The sequence below is a fragment of the Exilibacterium tricleocarpae genome (assembly GCF_007004655.1).
GTDB classification, from domain to species: domain Bacteria; phylum Pseudomonadota; class Gammaproteobacteria; order Pseudomonadales; family Cellvibrionaceae; genus Exilibacterium; species Exilibacterium tricleocarpae.
The window spans coordinates 1-19,209 of sequence record NZ_ML660101.1 but is presented as its reverse complement, the minus strand read 5'-3'; the positions used below and the strand labels follow the sequence as shown (position 1 = coordinate 19,209).

The following is a 19,209-nucleotide window of genomic DNA, read 5'->3' as shown; positions in this document are numbered from 1 at the left end:
TTGCGACTATTAAATATGGGTGTCTCAATTATTAGTTTTTAAATCGATAGAGCCGGGGTTCGTTGGGCGGGCGTTTTTTGAAGCGTTTGTACTCCCATTGATACTGGCTGGGAATCTCCCTCACACACTGCTCCACACTGCGGTTCAAACCTGTCAACGCAATGCAATCATCACTGCTGTAAATATCCTCATGAGCCGGCTGAAAAACTATGTCAAAACCACCAGGCACACGCTTGGCATAGGCCATAAGCACCCGACACCCAATCCGCCCAAGCAGATTGTTGACCAACGTCATGGTCAACGCCGGCACACCAAAAAACTCGGCAAACTCCCCACCACTGGATCTATCCGGCACCTGATCCGGCAGAATCGCCGTAACACCACCACGGCGCAACACCTTTAAAACTGCACTGACACCACTGCGATTAGTAGGCACCAAGGTGGCACCACACTGCTGCCGACCGCGACGAATCACAGCTTCCAACAGCGGTAACTTCGGCGGCTGATAAAGCGACGTCACCGCGGTATACTCCGACAGGTGCAGCCCCACCACTTCCCAATTGCCCAGGTGCGGTACCAGCACTATAACCCCCCGCTGCAGCGCAATGGCATCACGCAAAAACCGGGCCCCCGTCACCGACAAGACACGCCGCTGCAACCAATCGTAACGCCTGTGCCAAATGGCGCCGGCCTCCGTAAGGGTCTTACCCGTCTCAATCAAGCTGCGGCAGGCAAGTTCGCGCCGCGCCGAATCATCGAGATCAGGAAAGCACAGGCGCAGGTTCTCCTCGGTCACTTTCCGCATTTGGGTATTCAGCCGATAATTGACGCGGCCGAGCAGCGATCCCAGCGCCCGATTCACCGCCAGGGGCAGTAAAGCCGTCAGCCACAACAGGAATTTTGCCAACACACCCTTGATAGTTGTCATAAAACGCCGCTTGTACCTGGTAACACCGGGACAATTGTACTGAGCCGGAACAATAACACTGAAACAGTACCGAAAGGACTCGCAGCTTAACGGAATTTATCCGGCAACTAAACGTCCATTTCAGGCCACCAAGGCCACCTCCGCAACCCTGCCCAGGATTGTGGTGCTGACCTGGGCCAGGCGCTATAATTGCGCCCTTTGTTCACAGGCCGGGCCATGCAGGCGGGCTCCAACCACGCCGGAGGCGACTAACAGGGTGTCACAAACCATTCAACCCGACGCGGGGACTTTCCAGGGCCTGATCCTGGCCCTGCAGCAGTACTGGGCACAGCACGGCTGTGTCATTCTGCAGCCACTGGATATGGAAGTGGGCGCCGGCACCTTCCACCCGGCCACATTTCTGCGCGCCATCGGCCCGGAAACCTGGAACAGCGCCTATGTACAACCCTGCCGCCGCCCCACTGACGGCCGCTACGGCGAGAACCCCAATCGCCTGCAACACTACTATCAGTTCCAAGTCGTGTTAAAACCCTCCCCGGACGCCATCCAGACCCTGTATCTCGATTCACTGCGCCAACTGGGAGTGGACCCAAGCATCCACGATATCCGCTTCGTGGAAGACAACTGGGAATCCCCCACCCTGGGCGCCTGGGGTCTCGGCTGGGAGGTATGGCTTAACGGCATGGAAGTCACCCAGTTCACCTACTTTCAACAGGTCGGCGGCCTGGAGTGCTACCCGGTGACGGGCGAGATCACCTACGGGCTGGAACGTATAGCCATGTATCTCCAGGGCGTGGACTCCATTTTTGACCTGACCTGGACCCTCGGCCCCAACGGCGAAAAAGTCACCTACGGCGACGTATTCCACCAAAACGAGGTGGAGATGTCCCACTATAACTTTGAGCAGGCGGACGTGGATTTTCTATTCCGCACCTTCGATGTCTGTGAAAGTGAAAGCGAGCGCCTGATTAAAAGCAGCCTGCCGCTGCCCGCCTACGAAATGGTGATGAAGGCATCCCACGCATTCAATCTGTTGGATGCCCGCCACGCCATTTCGGTTACCGAACGCCAGCGCTTTATCCTGCGCGTGCGCAAGCTGGCCCGCGACGTGGCGCAGGCTTATTACGATGCGCGCCAAAAACTCGGCTTTCCCCTGGCCAGCGAAGCACTGCGCCAAGAGTTGACAGCCGCAGAGGGAGACAAGTGAGCCGTGGATAATAATAATGTAGTCACAAGCAACGACTTCCTGGTGGAAATCGGCACCGAGGAACTACCTCCCAAGACACTCAAAACCCTGGCCGGTGCCTTTACCAGGGGCATCGAAACCGGCCTCGCCGACGCCGGGCTGACCTACACCCGCGCCCACAGCTACGCCACCCCGAGACGCCTGGCGGTGAGGGTGGAAAGACTGGCGCAGCAAACCCCGCAAAAGGAGGTGTTGGTCTGGGGGCCACCGGCCAAGGTGGCATTCGATACGGACGGCAAGGTCACCAAAGCGGCGGAGGCATTCGCCCGCAAAAACGGTATCGATGCAGCGAATCTGGTGGTGGAAAACGACGGCAAAGCGGACAAACTTGTGCACCGAGCCAGCGCCGGCGGCGAGGCGGCAATGGCACTGGTGGGCCCCATCGTCGAGGCAGCCCTGGCCGCCCTGCCCATTGCCAAGCGCATGCGCTGGGGTGCCCACCGCACCGAATTCGTGCGCCCGGTCCACTGGCTGCTGATGCTGATGGGTGATCAAGTAGTAAACGCTGAGGCGCTGGGACTAAAGGCCGGTCGCGACAGCCGCGGCCATCGTTTCCACTGCGATCAGGCCCTGACTATTGCCAAACCCGATGATTACGTCGAACAATTGCGCTCACCGGGGCGGGTACTGGTAGACTTTACCGAGCGGCAGGCCTTGATTCGCCAGCAGGTGGAGGCCGCAGCGACACAGGTGGGCGGCACGGCGGTTATAGACGCAGCGCTGCTGGATGAGGTAACGGCACTGGTAGAGTGGCCCCAGGCACTGACCGGGCAATTCGAACAGCGTTTTCTGGAGGTGCCACCCGAGGCGCTGATCGCATCCATGAAAGAACACCAAAAATACTTTCACCTGGTGGATGCCGAAGATCAACTACTGCCCTACTTTATCGCGGTAGCCAATATCGAAAGTCGCGACCCCGCCCAAGTGATCGACGGCAATGAAAGGGTGATTCGACCGCGCCTGGCCGATGCCGCCTTCTTTTTCGATACCGATAAGAAAACCACCCTGGAACAACGACGCGAACGCCTGCAACCCATCGTTTTCCAGGCCCGCCTCGGTTCCCTGTACGACAAAACCGAGAGAATCGAGACCCTGGCCGCCGCCATAGCCGAGCAGATCGACGCTGATGTCGCCCTGGCGCGACGCGCGGCGCAACTGTGCAAAGCCGATCTGGTCACCGACATGGTAGGCGAGTTCGATAAAATGCAGGGAGTGGCCGGTTACTACTACGCCCTCAACGACGGCGAGCCTGAAGCCGTGGCCCTGGCCCTTAAAGAGCAGTACCTGCCCAAGTTCGCCGGCGACGGGCTGCCGGCCACCACAACCGGCACAGTGCTGGCCCTGGCCGATCGCATCGACACTTTAGCGGGTATTTTCGGCATCGGTCAGAAACCCACCGGCTCCAAAGACCCATTCGGCCTGCGTCGCGCCAGCCTGGCGGTACTGCGACTGCTGGTGGAAAAACAACTGAACCTGGACCTGGCGCAATTGCTGCACCAGGCCGCCCTCGGCTACGGCGACAATATCGAGGACCCGGATAGCACCACCAGCACCGCCCTGGACTATATGCTGGAGCGCTTTCGCGCCTGGTATGAAGAAGCGCAGATTCCCGCCGAGGTCTTCCTGGCGGTTAGCGCAAAACGCCTGACTGTGCCCCTGGATATCGACAACCGGGTGCGGGCGGTCGATCGCTTTCGCCAGTTACCCGAGGCCGAGGCCCTGGCCGCCGCCAACAAACGGGTCTCTAATATCCTCACCAAACAGGGCGCCGGCGGCAGCCGCCGGCTGCAGAGCAACCTGTTACAGGAAGACGCGGAGCAGGCCCTCGCCGCGGCGCTGGCACAAAAGGGTGACATCGTAGCGCCGCTGTTCGCCAACGGCCGCTATACCGAGGCGTTGGAAAGCCTGGCCGATCTGCGCGATCCGGTGGACCGGTTCTTCGATCAGGTGATGGTGATGGCGGAGGACCCGCAACTGCGGGACAATCGCCTGGCACTGCTGGAGCAGTTGCGGCAGCTCTTCCTGGAAGTTGCAGACATATCACTCCTGGCACCCGCCAAGGGCTAGCCGGCGACGATTATGCAACTACTGCGCTCTTACCTGTTTGTCACCCTGTGGCTGGCCACCGGCGCCATTGCCGGCATTATCAGCGTGCTGATCTGGCCGCTGCCCTACCGGCGGCGCTACGCTATCGTAATGATCTGGAACCGGTTTGTGGTGTGGTGGGCCAGCGCCTGCTGCGGGATACGCTACCGGATTATCGGCAATCACTGGCACACCGGGCCCTATGTGGTGCTGTCCAAGCACCAGAGCACCTGGGAAACCATGTTTCTGCAATACTACTTCGGGCCGGTGAGCACCATCTTAAAACGCGAGCTGCTGCGCATCCCGTTTTTCGGCTGGGGTCTGGCCGTGCTGCGGCCGGTGCCGATTGACCGCGGCAGCCCGATCCAAGCGCTGAAAAAGGTCAAAGCCCTGTGCCAGCAGCGCCTGGCCGAGGGTAACAACGTCCTGGTATTTCCCGAGGGTACCCGCATCCCGCCGGGCCAAACCGGTAACTACGCCCGCAGTGGCGCCGATATTGCCTGCGCCGCCGGTGTCCCGGTGATTCCGGTGGCCCATAATGCCGGCGAGTGCTGGCCGAAACTCGGTATTCGCAAGTATCCCGGCACGGTGACCGTCGTCATTGGCGATCCCATCCCCACCAGCGGCCGCAGCAGTCGCGAGATCACCGAAACGGTAAAAGCGTGGATCGAGGGACAAATGGCGGCAATGGAACCGGCCCACAAAGCCACAGAACCCGAGCCTGCCTTTAAAAAATAAGGTGAGCGCGGTTTCAATCGTCCTGTTTGTTAGTTCTCATCATTAGTCCAAACACCAGCCACGGAGGCGGCCGCGCGCGCCTGTCTGCCCCGACGATTTTCCCGAGGTAATGCCGATGAACAATACCCTGGTTGCCACCGCCCTCGCCGCGGTGATAAGCCTGTCCCCTACTGCCATCAACGCTGAAACGCCCAAAGAGGAGAACGCGGACCAGAAGCCCCGCTGGTCGGTCGCCGAACCCGGGGGGGAGATGCGGTCGATCACCATCGACACCGATGAGAGCACCTGGTCGAATCTCGATATCAGCCCCGACGGCAAAACCCTGGTGTTCGACATGCTCGGCGATATCTTCACCCTGCCCATCGAGGGCGGCACGGCCACGCCGCTGGTCAGCGACTTCGCCTGGCATATGCAGCCGGTGTTCAGCCCCGACGGCCGCAAACTGGCGTTTTTGAGCGACCGCGACGGCGCCATGAATTTGTGGATCATGGACGCCGACGGCCGCAATCCGCGCCAGATATCCAAAGCAAAAACCGCCCTGATTCACACCCCGGCCTGGAGTCCGGACGGCCAGTATATTGCGGTAACCAAAGGGTTTATGTCGTCCCGTTCGATCCCCGCCGGCGAGATCTGGATGTACCATGTAGCCGGCGGCAGCGGTATCGAGGTCAAGGCCCGCGAGCACGGCGAATTCACCCAGAAGAACATTACCGATCCGGCCTTTTCGCCCGACGGTCGCTACCTCTATTACGCCAAGGATGTGACCCCAGGCAGAGTCTGGCAATACAACAAAAACGCCACCCGGGAAATCTTTAACATTATTCGCCACGACCTGGTGGCCGGCGAGGAAGAAGTCTATATCGGCGGCAGCGGCGGCGCGATCATGCCGACTCCCTCCCCCGACGGTCGATCCATGGCTTATCTCAAGCGCGAAGACACCAAGACCGTGCTCTATGTCAAAGACCTGAAATCGGGCGTGGATCGCCGCCTGTATACCGAAATGGAAAGAGACAACCAGGAGACCTTCGGCTCGGAGGGCAACTATACGCGCTTTGACTGGACCCCCGACGGCAAAGCCATCGTCTTTTGGACCGCCGGCAAGTTTCACCGCTTGGATGTACAGCGCAAAAACCTCACGCCGATTCCCTTTCGCGCTAAACTGCAAAAACAGGTCCAACAGGCGGTGCGCTTTCCGGTAGACGTCGGCGCCGATAAATTTCCCGTCAAAATGATTCGCTGGGCCAGCCTCTCCCCTGCCGGCGATCGCATCGTGTACCAGGCGCTGGGAAAACTGTACCTGCGCGATACCCGCTCCGGCAAAGTCAAACGCCTGACCAGCCAAAACGAACACGACGAGTTCTACCCCAGCTTTTCCCGCGACGGCAGGAAAATCGTCTACACCACCTGGAACGATACAACCTTGGGCTCAGTACGGGTGGTAAACGCCCGCGGCGGCAACGGTAAAGCCATCACCACGGAGCCCGGTCACTTTATCGAGCCGCGCTTCTCACCCGATGGTCGCCAAGTGGTATTTCGCCGCATTACCGGCGGCTACCTGACGTCGCCCGAGTGGTCCATGGAGCCGGGTATCTATCTGGCCAACGCCGGTGGCGGTTCGATGGAGCGGGTACTGAAGTCCGGCGTCAATCCGCATTTCGGTAAAGAAAACGACCGTATTTACTACACTGGCTTTGTCCCCGAATCGTTTAACACCAAACGGGAACTGATCAGCGTCAACCTGAGCGGCGAGGATGAGCGCAAACTCCTCAAGGGCGATAAAGTCACCGAATTCAAATTGTCACCGGACGGCAAATGGGTTGCTTTTACTTATCAGTACAACGCCTATGTAGCGCCGTTCACGTTTACCGGCAAGCAGGAAGATATCAGCCACAAATCCGATTGGGTGCCGGTAACCCGGGTGTCCAGCCGCGCCGGCCAGTACCTGCACTGGTCGGGCAACAGCGATAAGCTGCACTGGTCTCACGCATCGCGATTGTTCACCCGGGATCTAAAGGACGCCTTCGCGTTTTTGGAGGGGGCGCCGAAAGAATTGCCGGAGCCAGTGTCAGAGGGTATCGATCTGGCGTTTGTCGAAAGCGCCGACAAACCCGAATCGGTGATCGCCCTGGTGGGGGGCCGCGTCGTCACCATGCGCAATGCGGACAACATGCAGGAAGTCATAGAGAACGGTGTGGTCCTGGTGCGGGGCAATCGTATCGCCGGTGTCGGCAAACGCGGTGATGTCGAGATTCCCGATACTGTGGAGATTGTCGATGTCAGCGGCAAAACGCTGGTTCCCGGATTGATCGATGCCCACGCCCACGGCTCCCAGGGCAACGAGCAGATTATTCCCCGCCAGAACTGGATCAACCTGTCGAGCCTGGCCTTCGGTGTCACCACCATTCACGATCCCTCCAATGACAGCGCCGAGGTCTTCGCGGCCGGGGAAATGCAGCGCGCCGGTAAAATACTGGGACCGCGTATTTTCTCCACCGGCACCATTCTCTACGGCGCAAAGTTCCCTACTTACACCGCTATTATCGACAGCTATGAAGATGCAAAATTTCACCTGCAGCGCTTGAAAGACATGGGCGCGGTATCAGTAAAGAGCTACAACCAGCCGCGCCGCGACCAGCGCCAGCAGGTTATTAAAGCCGGCCGTGAACTGGGGCTGATGGTGGTGCCGGAGGGCGGCGGCAAACTCTATCAAAACATGACCATGATGTTTGACGGCCACACCACCCTTGAGCACTCGCTGAATGTGGCGCGGGGTTACAAAGATATGACCCAGATGTGGAGCCAGACCGACACCGCCTACAATCCCACGTTCGTCGTCGCTTACGGCGGCCTCAGCGGCGAGCGTTTCTGGTATGACCGCACCAATGTCTGGGAAAACGAACGCCTGATGCGTTACGCGCCGCGCTATATTATCGAACCGGCCTCGATTCGGCGGGAGAAGGCGCCGGACGATCACTACAACCATATCGAAGTGGCGAAGTACGCAAAAACCCTGCGCGATGCCGGCGTGCGGGTGTTGATCGGCGCCCACGGCCAGCGCGAGGGCCTGGCGGCCCATTGGGAAATGTGGATGATGCAACAGGGCGGCTTTACACCCTGGGAAGCGCTGCGCGGCGCCACCGCCGACGGCGCCAAGGCCCTGGGTATGGATCGCGATATCGGCTCTCTGGAAGTGGGGAAACTGGCGGATATCGCCATCATTTCCGGCAACCCGCTGGACGATCTGCGCCAGAGTGAGATGATCAGCCACACGATGATCAACGGGCGCCTCTACGATGTCACCAACATGAACGAAGTAGCCAGCGGCAACCGCAGGATCGAGCCGCTGTTTTTCCATCGCCTGGATATCAACGCCATGCCGGCAGCCACGCAAAAAGCACTGGAAGCCAAAGCGCGGCGCTTTCACTGGGTGCACTGATTCCCGGGCAAAACACAACCGGCGGCCTTCGATATCGCAAAGGCCGCCGGTCTTCTCGAAAAACCGATTTTTAGCCGCTGCTACCTGTCACACATCCACATCTATATTGAGCTTCTTGGTGATCCTACCCAGCTCTGCAGGATCGATTTCACCCACAATGTTAACAAACACAGCTTCGTTACCAGTGTCGCCGTGGTGTTTGTCGGCCTCACCCACCACCATAACCACCAAACCGTCCACTAAACCGTCAGTCTGCTTAACAAAAATCCGCACTTTTTCTCTGGCTTCGTTAACACTGACAGTCGGCTGCCATTGATCACCGCGCAGGGTCTCCGTCACCCGATCCACCACTTTTAAGGCGCTGTTGGCGTTATCGCCAATCTCGTAGACCAGAACCTTGCCTTGTCACTGTCTACCCGATCGAGGTTTTCCCAGAGTTTTATATAGGTCTCCTGCACCACGTCTTCGGCCTCTACACGGTCGCCGAGGATATACAGCGCCAGCGAAAAGACCTGGTCCTGGTGGCGATTGACCAGCTGTCGGAATATCAAGCTCATATTACTTTCATATACGCTTGAGCTGCGCAGATGTTACAGACTATCGTCCCTAGGCGAGTAATACCTGCAGCGACTGGTGCAGAAACTCCACAAACACCCGTGCCCGCAGGGTCAACTGCGGCTCCGGGTCGTGCACCAGGTAATGGCTGTGCGGGGCAGCTACCCGATCCTCGAACAGGGCAACCAGGTTGCCCTGGCGCAGGTCGCGGGCCACCTCGATGCGATCCACCAGGCCGACGCCGTAGCCCTCTCGCACAGCGCTGATCACCTGGTAGCTCTCCTGCACGAACAGGCGCTTGACCGGATTCGGGGTGCTCGCCCCCAGATGTTCAAACCAGCGGGTCCAGTGATTGTGCTGATCGTCCAGCAGTGGATACTTCAATAAGTCCTGAGGCCGCCGCAGCGGTTCACCGCTGCTAATCAGGGCGGGACTACAGACCGGGAAGTACTGCTCGGTGAATAGCACCGATACCGCCCGTGGACCCGCCTCCGGCAAGCCGTAGCAAATGGCGACATCCAGCGCGGCCGGCAGGTTTTTTTCCTCGGGGGTGATATTGCGCAGCTCCAGTTGTACCTCGGGGTATTTGCCGTGAAACTCACCGATTACCCGCAGCAGCCAGCCCAGGGTGATACTGGGGGTGGAGCCGATCACCAGACTGCCGGCCATGGAGTCCGGGTCCAGGTACAAGGTGCTTCTGGCTATCTGGTCAAACGCCTCGCCCACGGTTTGCATCAACCGCTGACCCGCCGACGTCAGCGACAAGCGGTTGTGGCTGCGTTCGAACAGTGTCACCCCCAGCCGCCCCTCCAATTGCCGTACCTGACGGCTGACGGCGCCGTGGGTAACGCCCAGTTCCCGGGCAGCGCTGCGCAGATTGCTGTGCCGGGCCGCGGTCTCAAAGGCCCGCAGGGCATTCAGAGGGAGTTGCCGCCGGGGTAGTAACATGGATCAGGTCTCCACAAATGGTTAGTTTTTATCACCATTATGGCGTAAATATATCGGTTGCGGTGATAAAAACAATCTCTAGTATGATGCAGACAGGCGCGGCCTGCACAAGCTCGACCTGCGAGACAGATTAGAATCCTGATATTGGCCCAACCACCGGCAGCTCAATTATGTCCTCCATTATCTACCCCATCACCAACCTGAAAGCCACCGAGCAGCTGGTCATCGACCGCGGCGAAGGGGCTTACGTTTACGACAAAAGCGGCAAACAGTATCTCGAGGGACTGGCGGGCCTGTGGTGTACCTCCCTCGGCTACGGCAATGAGGAGCTGATTGAAACCATAGCGACACAGACACGGAAACTGTCGTTCTGTCATATGTTTGGCGGCAAGACCCACGAGGCCGGCATGCAATTGTCCGACACCCTGGCGCAGATGGTACCTATGGACAACGCCAGGGTTTTCTTCGGCAACTCCGGCTCCGACGCCAACGATACCCAAATCAAGCTGTTGCGCTATTATTTCAACGCCATCGGCAAACCGGAAAAACGCAAAATCATCACCCGCGAACGGGCCTACCACGGTGTTACCGTCGCCGCGGGCTCCCTTACCAGCCTGCCGGTCAATATCAGTTTTTTCGATCCGCCGGTGGAGGCGCTGGGCATTTTGCGCACCGATCACCCGCACTACTATCGCGGTCGCCTGGAGGGTGAAAGCGAAACCGCTTTTGTCGATCGCATCACTCACAACCTGGAGCAGCTTATCCTGCGCGAAGGCCCCGCTACGATTGCGGCGTTTATCGCCGAACCAATTACCGGTGCCAGCGGCGTGATCGTGCCGCCGCCGGGTTACTACGAGAAGGTGCGGGCCATTCTCGACAAATACGATATTCTGTTTTGGGCGGATGAAGTCATTACCGGCTTCGGCCGCACCGGCAGCGACTTCGGTTGCAACAGTATGCATATCGAGCGGCCCGATATGATGAGTTTTGCCAAGCAGTTATCGTCGGCCTATTACCCGATCAGTGCGGCTTTGATTCGGGGCGATATGTACGAGGCTATGGTGGAGCAAAGTACAAAGGTCGGTGTTTTCGGGCACGGCTATACTTACTCCGGACATCCGGTTGCCTGCGCCGTAGCTGGAAAGGTACTGGAAATTTACCAACGCGACAAACTGTTTGAACACGCCGCGACCACCGGCGCTTATTTGCAAAACCGGTTGGCCGAGCTGGCCGAGCATCCGCTGGTTGGAGAGGTGCGCGGCAAGGGTTTGATCGGGGCGGTGGAGCTGGTGGCCGACAAAGCATCCGCAAAACCGTTTGACGGCCCCGATGTGATCAACCGGGCGGCGCTGCAGTGCCAGGAAAACGGTTTGCTGGTACGGCCGGTGGCCGGTACCAGCCTGGCTATGTGTCCGCCGTTGATTATCACCCGCGAGCAGATTGATGAACTGATAGCGAAGTTGTCGCAGTCTTTGGATGAGACTTTGGGGGTTATCAAATAAACGTCTTTTAGGTGTCAACCTTAAGAATTGTACCCCAAATCAGCAAGGCGTAGGGTTTAGCGCCTACTCGTAAGGTAACTAAAAAATCTGAGTCAGCCTCGAGTTAAGACAACGGGTAGCTTTTGAATGAGCGCCTCGTTATTTATGCGTGGTTCAAAACCATCCAGCTACTATGTGGCAGCTGATAAGTCCGGAGGCGGTATTTAGGGCCCTGAACTTCGCTAAGGATATCGAACCCAAGTTTCTTAAGCATACGCTCAGAAGCCACATTGGGGACATCGTTTACAGCGCATAAGCAAGGCTGCTGCAATCTGTCGAAGGCGTAAGTCAAAACTTCGGAGAGAGCCTCCTGAGCATAGCCTTTGTGCCAGTGCACCGCTGCAAGCGCAACTACTGGCTCCAGCAGCCCCGCAAGTCCGGACTCATACTCGGCAGCTGTCGTTGCAGGCATCAAGCCAACGCAGCCGAGTATTTCAGGCTGGTTCTCGAGGTAAACCAGCCATAGCCCGTACCCTGATGGCGCACACGCAAGGGCGGAGCCGAGTACGGATTCTGCCAACTCAAACGATACATCCCTGTCGTCGAACAAAAAACGCCGCACTTCCGGCTGGGACCATAGCGCTTGAAGTGGGATAACATCGTTTGACTTCGCCGGTTGCAGTGTCAATCGCTTACTGCGCAGGATTGGCTGGCGCATAACGCAACGCTAAACTGCAGCCGGACCGGTGGTTCGGCTGGCCCGTAAAAAGCGGTAAGGTCGGTACGATGATCGAGGCCTCGCCAGGAAATTTATTAACGACATAGAGAACCTGTCAATTTGGAGCACATTTTGAATACCTGTACTTGTGGATTGCTCGAACAGCTTGTGCCGCAAGTACACCCTGTTTGAAAATGGATTTCCTTATTGGCGGCGTAGGCAGACAAGGCCATTGAATACATAGTTTTACCGGTATCTGTAGTCGTATCAATATAAATATAGGTTGCATCGCTACAGTACGGCTCAGCATTTACAATAATGGCTTTGCCGTCGGAGTTTAGCGACAACTCTGGTATCAAGGTGATAATGGTATCCGCAACACTGCGAGCACATAAAATACTCAATAAACAAAAATATAAAATTCTCTTCATTCCCATTTCCCTGCTTTTTGGTTTGTTTGAAGTCGTGGTTTGGGGTAGCGGAAACGTGGTGCAGGCAGCCCCCGAGGAGAGCTGAAGGCTCGCAACGAACTTAAGCAACTCATTATGCTTTTTCTATACTTCATCAAACAACTGCAACAATTTAAAGACTGTATTGTGATTTCTAATTGTTACTTCTTGATAAACCTGCAACTTGGCCAACTTCATATACGATGTTTTAGTGAGGCTCTTTTTTGACACAGACCAAAAGATTACATTTTTACCAAGCGCGATGGTCTCTATCCCTGGCTTCTGTGAAGGTAGTCCAGTAGATAATTTCTTCGGCGTGACATCGCCGAGCAAAAATAGCGCGTTGTGTTTATATTGGTTATCGCTGCCCCAGTTTTCCGGTGCTGACTCTACGGCAGATTTGTATTGCTCATAAGACAGAACCACTGCGCGCGCAGTATAGGAAAAACGTGTTGACAACGCCTTTTCAATATTTTTTGCTAATTCCTTTGAGCTTTTCTTTCCACTTCGGAAAAGAATATTGCCGCTTTGGATATATGTTCGAACATTTTCAAAGCCTAGATCTGTAAATAACTGATATAACTCCTCTTTCGAGATAATATTTTTACCTCCTACGTTAATGCCACGCAAAAGAGCTAAAAATTTCAAATTAAAATCTCCCTAAAAGCACAGTGCCGCCAGCAGGGTCGAAAAACCAGAGCGAAGTGGCAGCTTTTTTGCCCTTCTGGCTGGCTTTGTTAACTGATTTTCTGCAGGTCATCTCTTAACTCTAAATCCCGTGGTTTGCCTATATTTTTCGCCAAACCGAAAAAAGACAAACACTCAATGAAACGCCATGCGGGATCGCATTGCCCAGGCTCAATACCGATTCGTGCAGACTCCGGAAACGCGTGATGATTATTATGCCAGCATTCACCATAGGTAATCACGCCAAGACCTGGAATGTTTGACGCCTGAACCGCAGTATTTTTAACGCGCCAAATTCCAGGACCAGGATTATGACAAAAATAAGTAACAGACCAATGGCCAACAATGCTCACAGACACCCGCACAAAAACACCCCATACTACAAATGCCCAACCGCCAAAAAAATAGAGGACAGCAGCAAGGCCTACTTGATGAAATCTCCAAGTAGACTCAAGCCATTGGTAAAAGTGATCGGTGCTATATTTAGCCTCGATATTTACGCTGGGTGGATACCTAAACATGAACTTGGATGTAAGTTGCCACCAGATATCCACAAAGTAGCTACGTTTGTGGGAGAAGAAGTCATGGCATTTTTCGTTTCTCTGTGCCCAGTCCCTTAAGTCATGAATCTTTATAATCCCGTAAGGGCCTGACATTCCAACCAGAACACCTATATAGATTAAGAGTTTTTCTACAATCGGGTGGCACTCATAAGTCCGGTGAATCATCATACGATGCATGCCCGCACTATGACCTATGAGTAGTAAAACATAGGTTAGGACCAAGAAAAGAACAAAAGAGGCTGCGCTGAAGGTCAAGGGAGCAAAAACCACTGCTGAAGTGATCATCCCTAGATTCCATAGGAGCTTGGGAAAGTCATATGCGATATATCCCTCAACGGGGTTAGCTCCTTTGTCCTCAACTCTATAGACAGGCTCCATCATTGCACGATGCTCACTCAGTTAACAGCTACTGTGGTGGAGGACTGAAAGTCCGGAACGGAGGTCCTGCTGGCTGGAATTATTAATTTGTTACTCATTAGCTATTTCTCCACAAATTATGGGCTGAATAAAGCTAGCCGCCTTAAACATACCAAGCTTTTCTTCCCTATCGAGTACAATAAAAACATTTGTATCGTGTTCGCCTGTTCCCGTCCATTTCGCTTTAATTTTTGAAATAGAGAGAAATGGCTCTGTCGTATGTACGGTACCTTCTCCTTCATAACATCCTGAGTACATGCACAACGAAAATTTGCCGGTAGCATCGAACTCTGCGACGACTGGCTTTGTATTTCCGTCGTCTTTAGATCCAAGCGCATCACACCCCTTGGATACAGTGCATTGGCTTTCAAAATCGATTCTGCATATCCACTCATCTGGTTGAGCAAGACATTTAAAAGCGGGCATCAGCATCATTAAAAGGAGTAATCGCTTCTTAAGCACTCCCTCTAAAACCCGAAACTGGCAGTAAGCGTGCGTTTTTTGCGTCGCTTTGACCACTTTCGTTATGGCACCACATTGTGATCTGATGAAGGATAAATTGAAAGGATTTTTACCTCGCCAGACCACTGAGCAGCATTTACTGAACTCCATACGGTAAGCATTAATAACGTAAAAACTATTTGTCTTTTCAAAACTATCTCCTAGTGTCAATGCAGCGCCGCCATTTGCAGCCGTAGTGTAAGCGCAAAGCGCCAGAAAGGAGGTCCAGCGCCAACGTGCTGGTGCGATGCTAAATTGGTATGTTGTGCTTGTCTCGTCGCACGAACTCTTTGTCCTCCACAACTAGAGCTAAGATAAATATCAACCTTTGTGCCGGCATGGAACGCTGCAAGTATTAAGGCGCTCATTTCTTTGTAGTGATCCGGATCAGAAGATTGCAATAAAATTCTGTTTTCATTGCAGCCTGGGTTAACAAAGCCCTCAAGAGTAATATAGGACTTGTATCCTTGAGCAACATCTAAAGTATCGATCATTTGAACTTTATGTGGTCCCGACCATCCGTTTACAGACAGTGCATTACTGGACACAAGAAAAATAGTAGTTGCTACAATTACTTTAAGTTCTAATTTCATAAATTCTCACCTTTAAGGCGCAACTCAGGTAGCAGAAGCAGCCAGGGACTTCCGGAATGGAGAAATGCTGCGTACAGGGATACCTTGTTATGCTTCATTTTCTGTATTTGTACTGTACGTAAGGAAAACAATTCCACACTTGTATTGCTTAGCCTTTTTGAGGTTGAGCCCTACTTGCTCACTAATTACTGAGACTAGCGGAACGCCTGAACCGAACAACACAGGATTGAGTTTGACTACAACACTGTCAATCAAGCCTGCTTGCAGGAGTGTAGTCGCTATATCTGCGCCGCCGCAGAGCCATATTGGGTGACTTGCTTCCGCTTTTAGTTCTCTGACAAAGTGCGCGATATCCCCTTGCACTAACTCGACAGCTTCATCCGGACTGCTCTCCATTGTCCGGGAGAATAGTATTTGGCGCATTGTCGGATAGGGGCTGGTTTTTCCTTCTTTCAACCCAACTTCGTAAGTTTTCCTTCCCATTAAAACGGTTCCAAAATTTTCAACATCAGCCAAGAAATCTGATACTACTTCGTCGTCCCATTGAAAGCCGTCGAACGAACCATCTTCGTGGGCAATAAAGCCATCTAAGCTGGCAGCTACATAATATACAAGCGCACTCATAGTACCTTCCTGTTTCTCGTCTTCTTGCCGCGTGGCGCATAATAACTCAAATAGAATTCCCGTGACAGTTTACTTCACTCAGCTATCATTCATACCAGAGCTAAAGAAATAACGAGAGCTATCCTCAGAATACCCCGGTTAAAAGATGCAACTGATATTTAAGTTCGGTCTTAATTTTTTTGAAAAGTAAGAAGGTATTTATAACATACAGTACGGGCGGCAAGGGTGCTTTTTTGCCGCCGTCATAGTGACAGGAAAGTTGCCATATTCAGGCAATTTACAACCTACTATATTTCGGTTGATAAATGGTGTGCAGAGCAACCTCTAATGAGGTAAAGGCTGGTATCCAGCCGGCTCTCCCCATATCATATGCGGGACCTCAATGGGCTGTTTATCCAGCTTATCCGCTAGGATAATGCGCCCGCTTGAGTATTAGCACCGGGACGCAAGGGTTGTTAAACCGGCAACCCTTTTTATATCGCTGTACCATAACAACACCTAAATAATGTCATTAGTAAAAGGAGGCACTCAATGAGCGATCTGACTCTCACGACCTTCGATTGGGTCCCCGAAATACCGCGGGGCTATGTACGGGATATACGTGTGCGCTGGGCCCTTGAAGAGGCCGGGTTACCCTATCGTGTCGAGAAAACACCATTTGGAAATCGGGGCGCAGAGCATTTCTCACATCAACCCTTTGGCCAAGTGCCATGGCTCACCGATGGCGATATCTCCATCTTCGAGAGCGGCGCGATCCTGCTTTATTTGGGCGAGCGCGGTGACGCGCTACTACCGTCCGATCCCCGAGGTCGCAACGAGGTTATCAAATGGTTATTCGCGGCGCTCAATTCCGTCGAGATGGCGAGCCTGCCCTGGTCTATTTTCATGTTCTCCGGTGACACTGAAAACACGCCGGGACGGAAGGGCCTGGATGCATTCCTCAAGGCCCGGCTCCAGCACATGGAGCAAGTGTTGGCTGGACGTGAATGGCTGGCCGGGTCCTTTTCTATTGCCGACATTCTCATGGCGGATGTACTGCGCCTGGTCAATCGGTTCGACGGGTTAGCGGAATATCAAAACTGTCGTGAATACGTTGCACGCGCCACAACCCGCCCGACCTTCGTGAAAGCACACGCAGACCATATGGCGCATTTTGCTGCGGCAGACTGAACAACACCCGTGTCCGATTTCGTCAAAATCAGACAACTTGGTGCCGGGTACCACCCAACCCTGACTCTTGATACCGGAGGTAGAAACGTGCACCCTGATTCAAAGAAATACAATGAAAAGCAAGCCGAATCTGATCGGGAAGTCTGTGAGCTGCTGGCTGAGGAAATAGAACGTGGACTACCCGAGGCAGATAATAAAGTTTGGCACGCTCACCCAGTTTGGTTTTTAGAAGGTAATCCCATAGTCGGGTACAGTAAGCTGAAAAATTGTGTCCGCTTGCTATTTTGGAGTGGTCAATCGTTTAAGACCAATGGTCTAAAAAAAGAAGGAAGCTTTAAGGCTGCAGAAGCAAGATATACATCGGTCGAGCAAGTTGACATCAGGCTACTAAAAAAGTGGCTGGTCGAGTCTCGCAATATACAGTGGGATTACAAAAATATTGTAAAGCGCAAAGGTCAATTGGAACGCCTTAAATAGCCACTTCTATGGGTTTGGGAAATACCTAAAAAACTATTTAGACGGGAAATCGATTGCGCTCCTCTGCCCAAAGTGAAGGATACTTAGTTGAAAGACCACGTTCGAGGTAGATATGGAAAATGAAGTAGGAAGGGTAAGGCTTTATGGAATGCGAATCGTGTTTCTTCTTACATTTATCGGTTTGGCGCCAAGTGCCTGGCAAGAGATCATAATCCCGACGGAGACATGGGAGCCATTCTACGGGGTAGCTGTAAGCTTTTGGGCTGCATTGTCTTTACTGGCATTAGTGGGGTTTTTATACCCATTAAAAATGTTGCCACTTCTTTTGTTGCAGCTTTTATACAAGCTGGTTTGGCTACTGGGCGTAGGCTTACCCTTGTGGCAGCAAGGTCTGCTTGAGGGTGCAGCAAAAGACCTGGCGTTTGCAAACGGTCTGGGTGTAGTTTTAGATGCTTTAGTAATACCATGGTTGTACGTGGCAAAGAAATATATCTACAAACCAGTTTGGTAAGGTTTGTCAACAAAAACACACCGGCAAGGACCCCACTACATTAGGATAAGAAATGAACTATCACTGCCCAAATTGTGAAGTAAATTTAAGGTGGCGATTACTGTGGAGCAGGGTTGTTATCAAACTGTTCAGAAGAGTGAAGGTGAGGAGGTACACCAGCGCTGGAAAGTGCCCAAATTGCAGGATTAGCATTGGGATTAAAGTTCACTTCACAGACGAGCTATTACAACAAACCCTATGGTTAGTTGTTGTCTTTGCTATAGCTTCTTATCTAAGTTTTCTTTGGTTTGAGGATGGAGATGCAGGAATCTTTTTGACACTTTCGGTGCTTGGCTTCGCTATTTTCTTGCTGGCGTTATTGGTGCAAATTCTCCAAAGAGGGGCACCGCGACCTTGGCGTCGCTATGAGTGTATTCGTAAAAAACAGTGTGAAACCGATATACAGCGATCAGTTTAAAACGCCAAAATCATTTCAGTCTGTGAATTCGTATGAGGGTGTTCAAAGCTCCGTGTCATCTGAAACGCAGTGTTAAAAAACTATCGTTGGCAACCCGCGTAAAGTGTTCTCCGTCCCGTGACAAGCCGGTCCAGAAGCCCAAAACAGCACCGGAACTGGAATCGCTAGAAGATTGCAAAGCGATATTGCCATTTTCTACCACAGTAATTCGACTTTTTTCCCTAAAAAAGCCAAATGTATAGGCATGATAAAAGTCTATTTGTAGACAAGTGGCAACTATTTGTCCACTATAGGACATGATCAGCAAATATCTCTAGGTACAAACCCATGATATCAAGTGCACATAAAGCACCATCTCCTAAAGCTATAGGCACTGGACTGGTCGTGGCAATACGCATCCTTGAACGCTGGGGTTGTACAAACGATCAGGTTCAGTCAATTCTTCAAATGGCTAAATCAACCTATCACAAAGTCAAAAAAGCCCCTGAATCAGCAAGGTGCATATTCCGGCCGAAGTCGAACAGCTATTCCGGCGCATCGTGAACACCCAATCCGATCCAACGTGAACACGCATTCCGGCCCATGGTGAACACTTTGCCGATTTTTCCGGAATCGGTGTTCATCT

20 protein-coding genes are annotated in these 19,209 nt (G+C 53.5%); 9 read left to right on the top strand and 11 right to left on the bottom strand.

Annotated features, from left to right (window positions below; translation table 11 throughout):
- Positions 1-31: 31 nt before the first annotated feature.
- The gene (locus FKG94_RS20340) at positions 32-928 is read right to left on the bottom strand and encodes a lysophospholipid acyltransferase family protein (RefSeq protein ID WP_142928783.1); all 897 of its coding nucleotides are present in this window, start codon (positions 926-928) and stop codon (positions 32-34) included.
- Positions 929-1,184: 256 nt separating this feature from the next.
- On the opposite strand from FKG94_RS20340, the gene glyQ reads away from it, so the two are divergent.
- From glyQ to FKG94_RS20320, 4 genes are all read left to right on the top strand, one after another.
- Positions 1,185-2,135 carry a glycine--tRNA ligase subunit alpha gene (gene glyQ / locus FKG94_RS20335; RefSeq protein WP_246125288.1) on the top strand — a complete coding sequence of 317 codons (951 nt, stop codon included), beginning with the start codon at positions 1,185-1,187 and terminating at the stop codon, positions 2,133-2,135.
- 3 nt (positions 2,136-2,138) lie between these two features.
- Complete coding sequence (gene glyS, locus FKG94_RS20330) at positions 2,139-4,241, top strand: glycine--tRNA ligase subunit beta (protein ID WP_142928782.1); 2,103 nt, start codon at positions 2,139-2,141, stop codon at positions 4,239-4,241.
- 12 nt (positions 4,242-4,253) lie between these two features.
- Positions 4,254-4,997 (top strand): lysophospholipid acyltransferase family protein, encoded by a 744-nt coding sequence (locus tag FKG94_RS20325; RefSeq protein ID WP_142928781.1) that lies wholly within the window; start codon positions 4,254-4,256, stop codon positions 4,995-4,997.
- 115 nt (positions 4,998-5,112) lie between these two features.
- Entirely contained in the window at positions 5,113-8,433 is a 3,321-nt protein-coding gene (locus FKG94_RS20320) for an amidohydrolase family protein (protein ID WP_142928780.1), read from the top strand.
- Between the two features lie 87 nt (positions 8,434-8,520).
- Here FKG94_RS20320 and FKG94_RS20315 read toward each other — a convergent pair whose 3' ends face one another.
- The 3 genes from FKG94_RS20315 to FKG94_RS20305 are packed head-to-tail and all read right to left on the bottom strand — an operon-like array spanning position 8,521 to position 9,936.
- The gene (locus tag FKG94_RS20315; RefSeq protein WP_246125286.1) at positions 8,521-8,772 is read right to left on the bottom strand and encodes a DUF4252 domain-containing protein; all 252 of its coding nucleotides are present in this window, start codon (positions 8,770-8,772) and stop codon (positions 8,521-8,523) included.
- 14 nt (positions 8,773-8,786) lie between these two features.
- Positions 8,787-8,990: an RNA polymerase sigma factor gene (locus FKG94_RS20310; protein WP_142928778.1), complete on the bottom strand. Its 204-nt coding sequence runs from the start codon at positions 8,988-8,990 to the stop codon at positions 8,787-8,789.
- Between the two features lie 49 nt (positions 8,991-9,039).
- Positions 9,040-9,936, bottom strand: coding sequence for a LysR substrate-binding domain-containing protein (locus tag FKG94_RS20305; protein WP_142928777.1), 897 nt, complete (start codon positions 9,934-9,936; stop codon positions 9,040-9,042).
- Positions 9,937-10,106: 170 nt separating this feature from the next.
- Between FKG94_RS20305 and FKG94_RS20300 the strand changes: the two genes are divergently transcribed.
- Positions 10,107-11,438: an aminotransferase gene (locus FKG94_RS20300; RefSeq protein WP_142928776.1), complete on the top strand. Its 1,332-nt coding sequence runs from the start codon at positions 10,107-10,109 to the stop codon at positions 11,436-11,438.
- 142 nt (positions 11,439-11,580) lie between these two features.
- Here FKG94_RS20300 and FKG94_RS20295 read toward each other — a convergent pair whose 3' ends face one another.
- The 7 genes from FKG94_RS20295 to FKG94_RS20265 all read right to left on the bottom strand — a co-directional run bounded on the left by FKG94_RS20295 (position 11,581) and on the right by FKG94_RS20265 (position 15,969).
- Positions 11,581-12,135, bottom strand: a complete 555-nt coding sequence (locus FKG94_RS20295; RefSeq protein WP_142928775.1) for a GNAT family N-acetyltransferase — start codon at positions 12,133-12,135, stop codon at positions 11,581-11,583.
- A gap of 95 nt (positions 12,136-12,230) precedes the next feature.
- The gene (locus tag FKG94_RS20290; RefSeq protein ID WP_142928774.1) at positions 12,231-12,566 is read right to left on the bottom strand and encodes a hypothetical protein; all 336 of its coding nucleotides are present in this window, start codon (positions 12,564-12,566) and stop codon (positions 12,231-12,233) included.
- A gap of 123 nt (positions 12,567-12,689) precedes the next feature.
- Positions 12,690-13,232, bottom strand: coding sequence for a DUF1697 domain-containing protein (locus FKG94_RS20285; RefSeq protein ID WP_142928773.1), 543 nt, complete (start codon positions 13,230-13,232; stop codon positions 12,690-12,692).
- 89 nt (positions 13,233-13,321) lie between these two features.
- On the bottom strand, positions 13,322-14,215 hold the full coding sequence (locus tag FKG94_RS20280) for an acyl-CoA desaturase (protein WP_142928772.1): 894 nt from the start codon (positions 14,213-14,215) through the stop codon (positions 13,322-13,324).
- 87 nt (positions 14,216-14,302) lie between these two features.
- A complete protein-coding gene (locus tag FKG94_RS20275; RefSeq protein ID WP_142928771.1) occupies positions 14,303-14,923 on the bottom strand; it encodes a hypothetical protein in 621 nt (206 codons plus the stop codon).
- Complete coding sequence (locus FKG94_RS20270; protein ID WP_142928770.1) at positions 14,920-15,345, bottom strand: hypothetical protein; 426 nt, start codon at positions 15,343-15,345, stop codon at positions 14,920-14,922. Before FKG94_RS20270 ends, FKG94_RS20275 begins: the two co-directional genes overlap by 4 nt.
- An 87-nt stretch (positions 15,346-15,432) precedes the next feature.
- A complete protein-coding gene (locus tag FKG94_RS20265) occupies positions 15,433-15,969 on the bottom strand; it encodes a dihydrofolate reductase family protein (RefSeq protein ID WP_142928769.1) in 537 nt (178 codons plus the stop codon).
- Between the two features lie 531 nt (positions 15,970-16,500).
- Between FKG94_RS20265 and FKG94_RS20260 the strand changes: the two genes are divergently transcribed.
- The 4 genes from FKG94_RS20260 to FKG94_RS29600 all read left to right on the top strand — a co-directional run bounded on the left by FKG94_RS20260 (position 16,501) and on the right by FKG94_RS29600 (position 19,127).
- Complete coding sequence (locus FKG94_RS20260) at positions 16,501-17,139, top strand: glutathione S-transferase family protein (protein WP_142928768.1); 639 nt, start codon at positions 16,501-16,503, stop codon at positions 17,137-17,139.
- Between the two features lie 87 nt (positions 17,140-17,226).
- Entirely contained in the window at positions 17,227-17,616 is a 390-nt protein-coding gene (locus tag FKG94_RS20255) for a DUF1801 domain-containing protein (RefSeq protein ID WP_142928767.1), read from the top strand.
- 112 nt (positions 17,617-17,728) lie between these two features.
- Entirely contained in the window at positions 17,729-18,127 is a 399-nt protein-coding gene (locus FKG94_RS20250) for a hypothetical protein (RefSeq protein WP_142928766.1), read from the top strand.
- Positions 18,128-18,911: 784 nt separating this feature from the next.
- Positions 18,912-19,127, top strand: coding sequence for an antitoxin Xre-like helix-turn-helix domain-containing protein (locus tag FKG94_RS29600; RefSeq protein ID WP_425460058.1), 216 nt, complete (start codon positions 18,912-18,914; stop codon positions 19,125-19,127).
- Positions 19,128-19,209 lie beyond the last annotated feature (82 nt).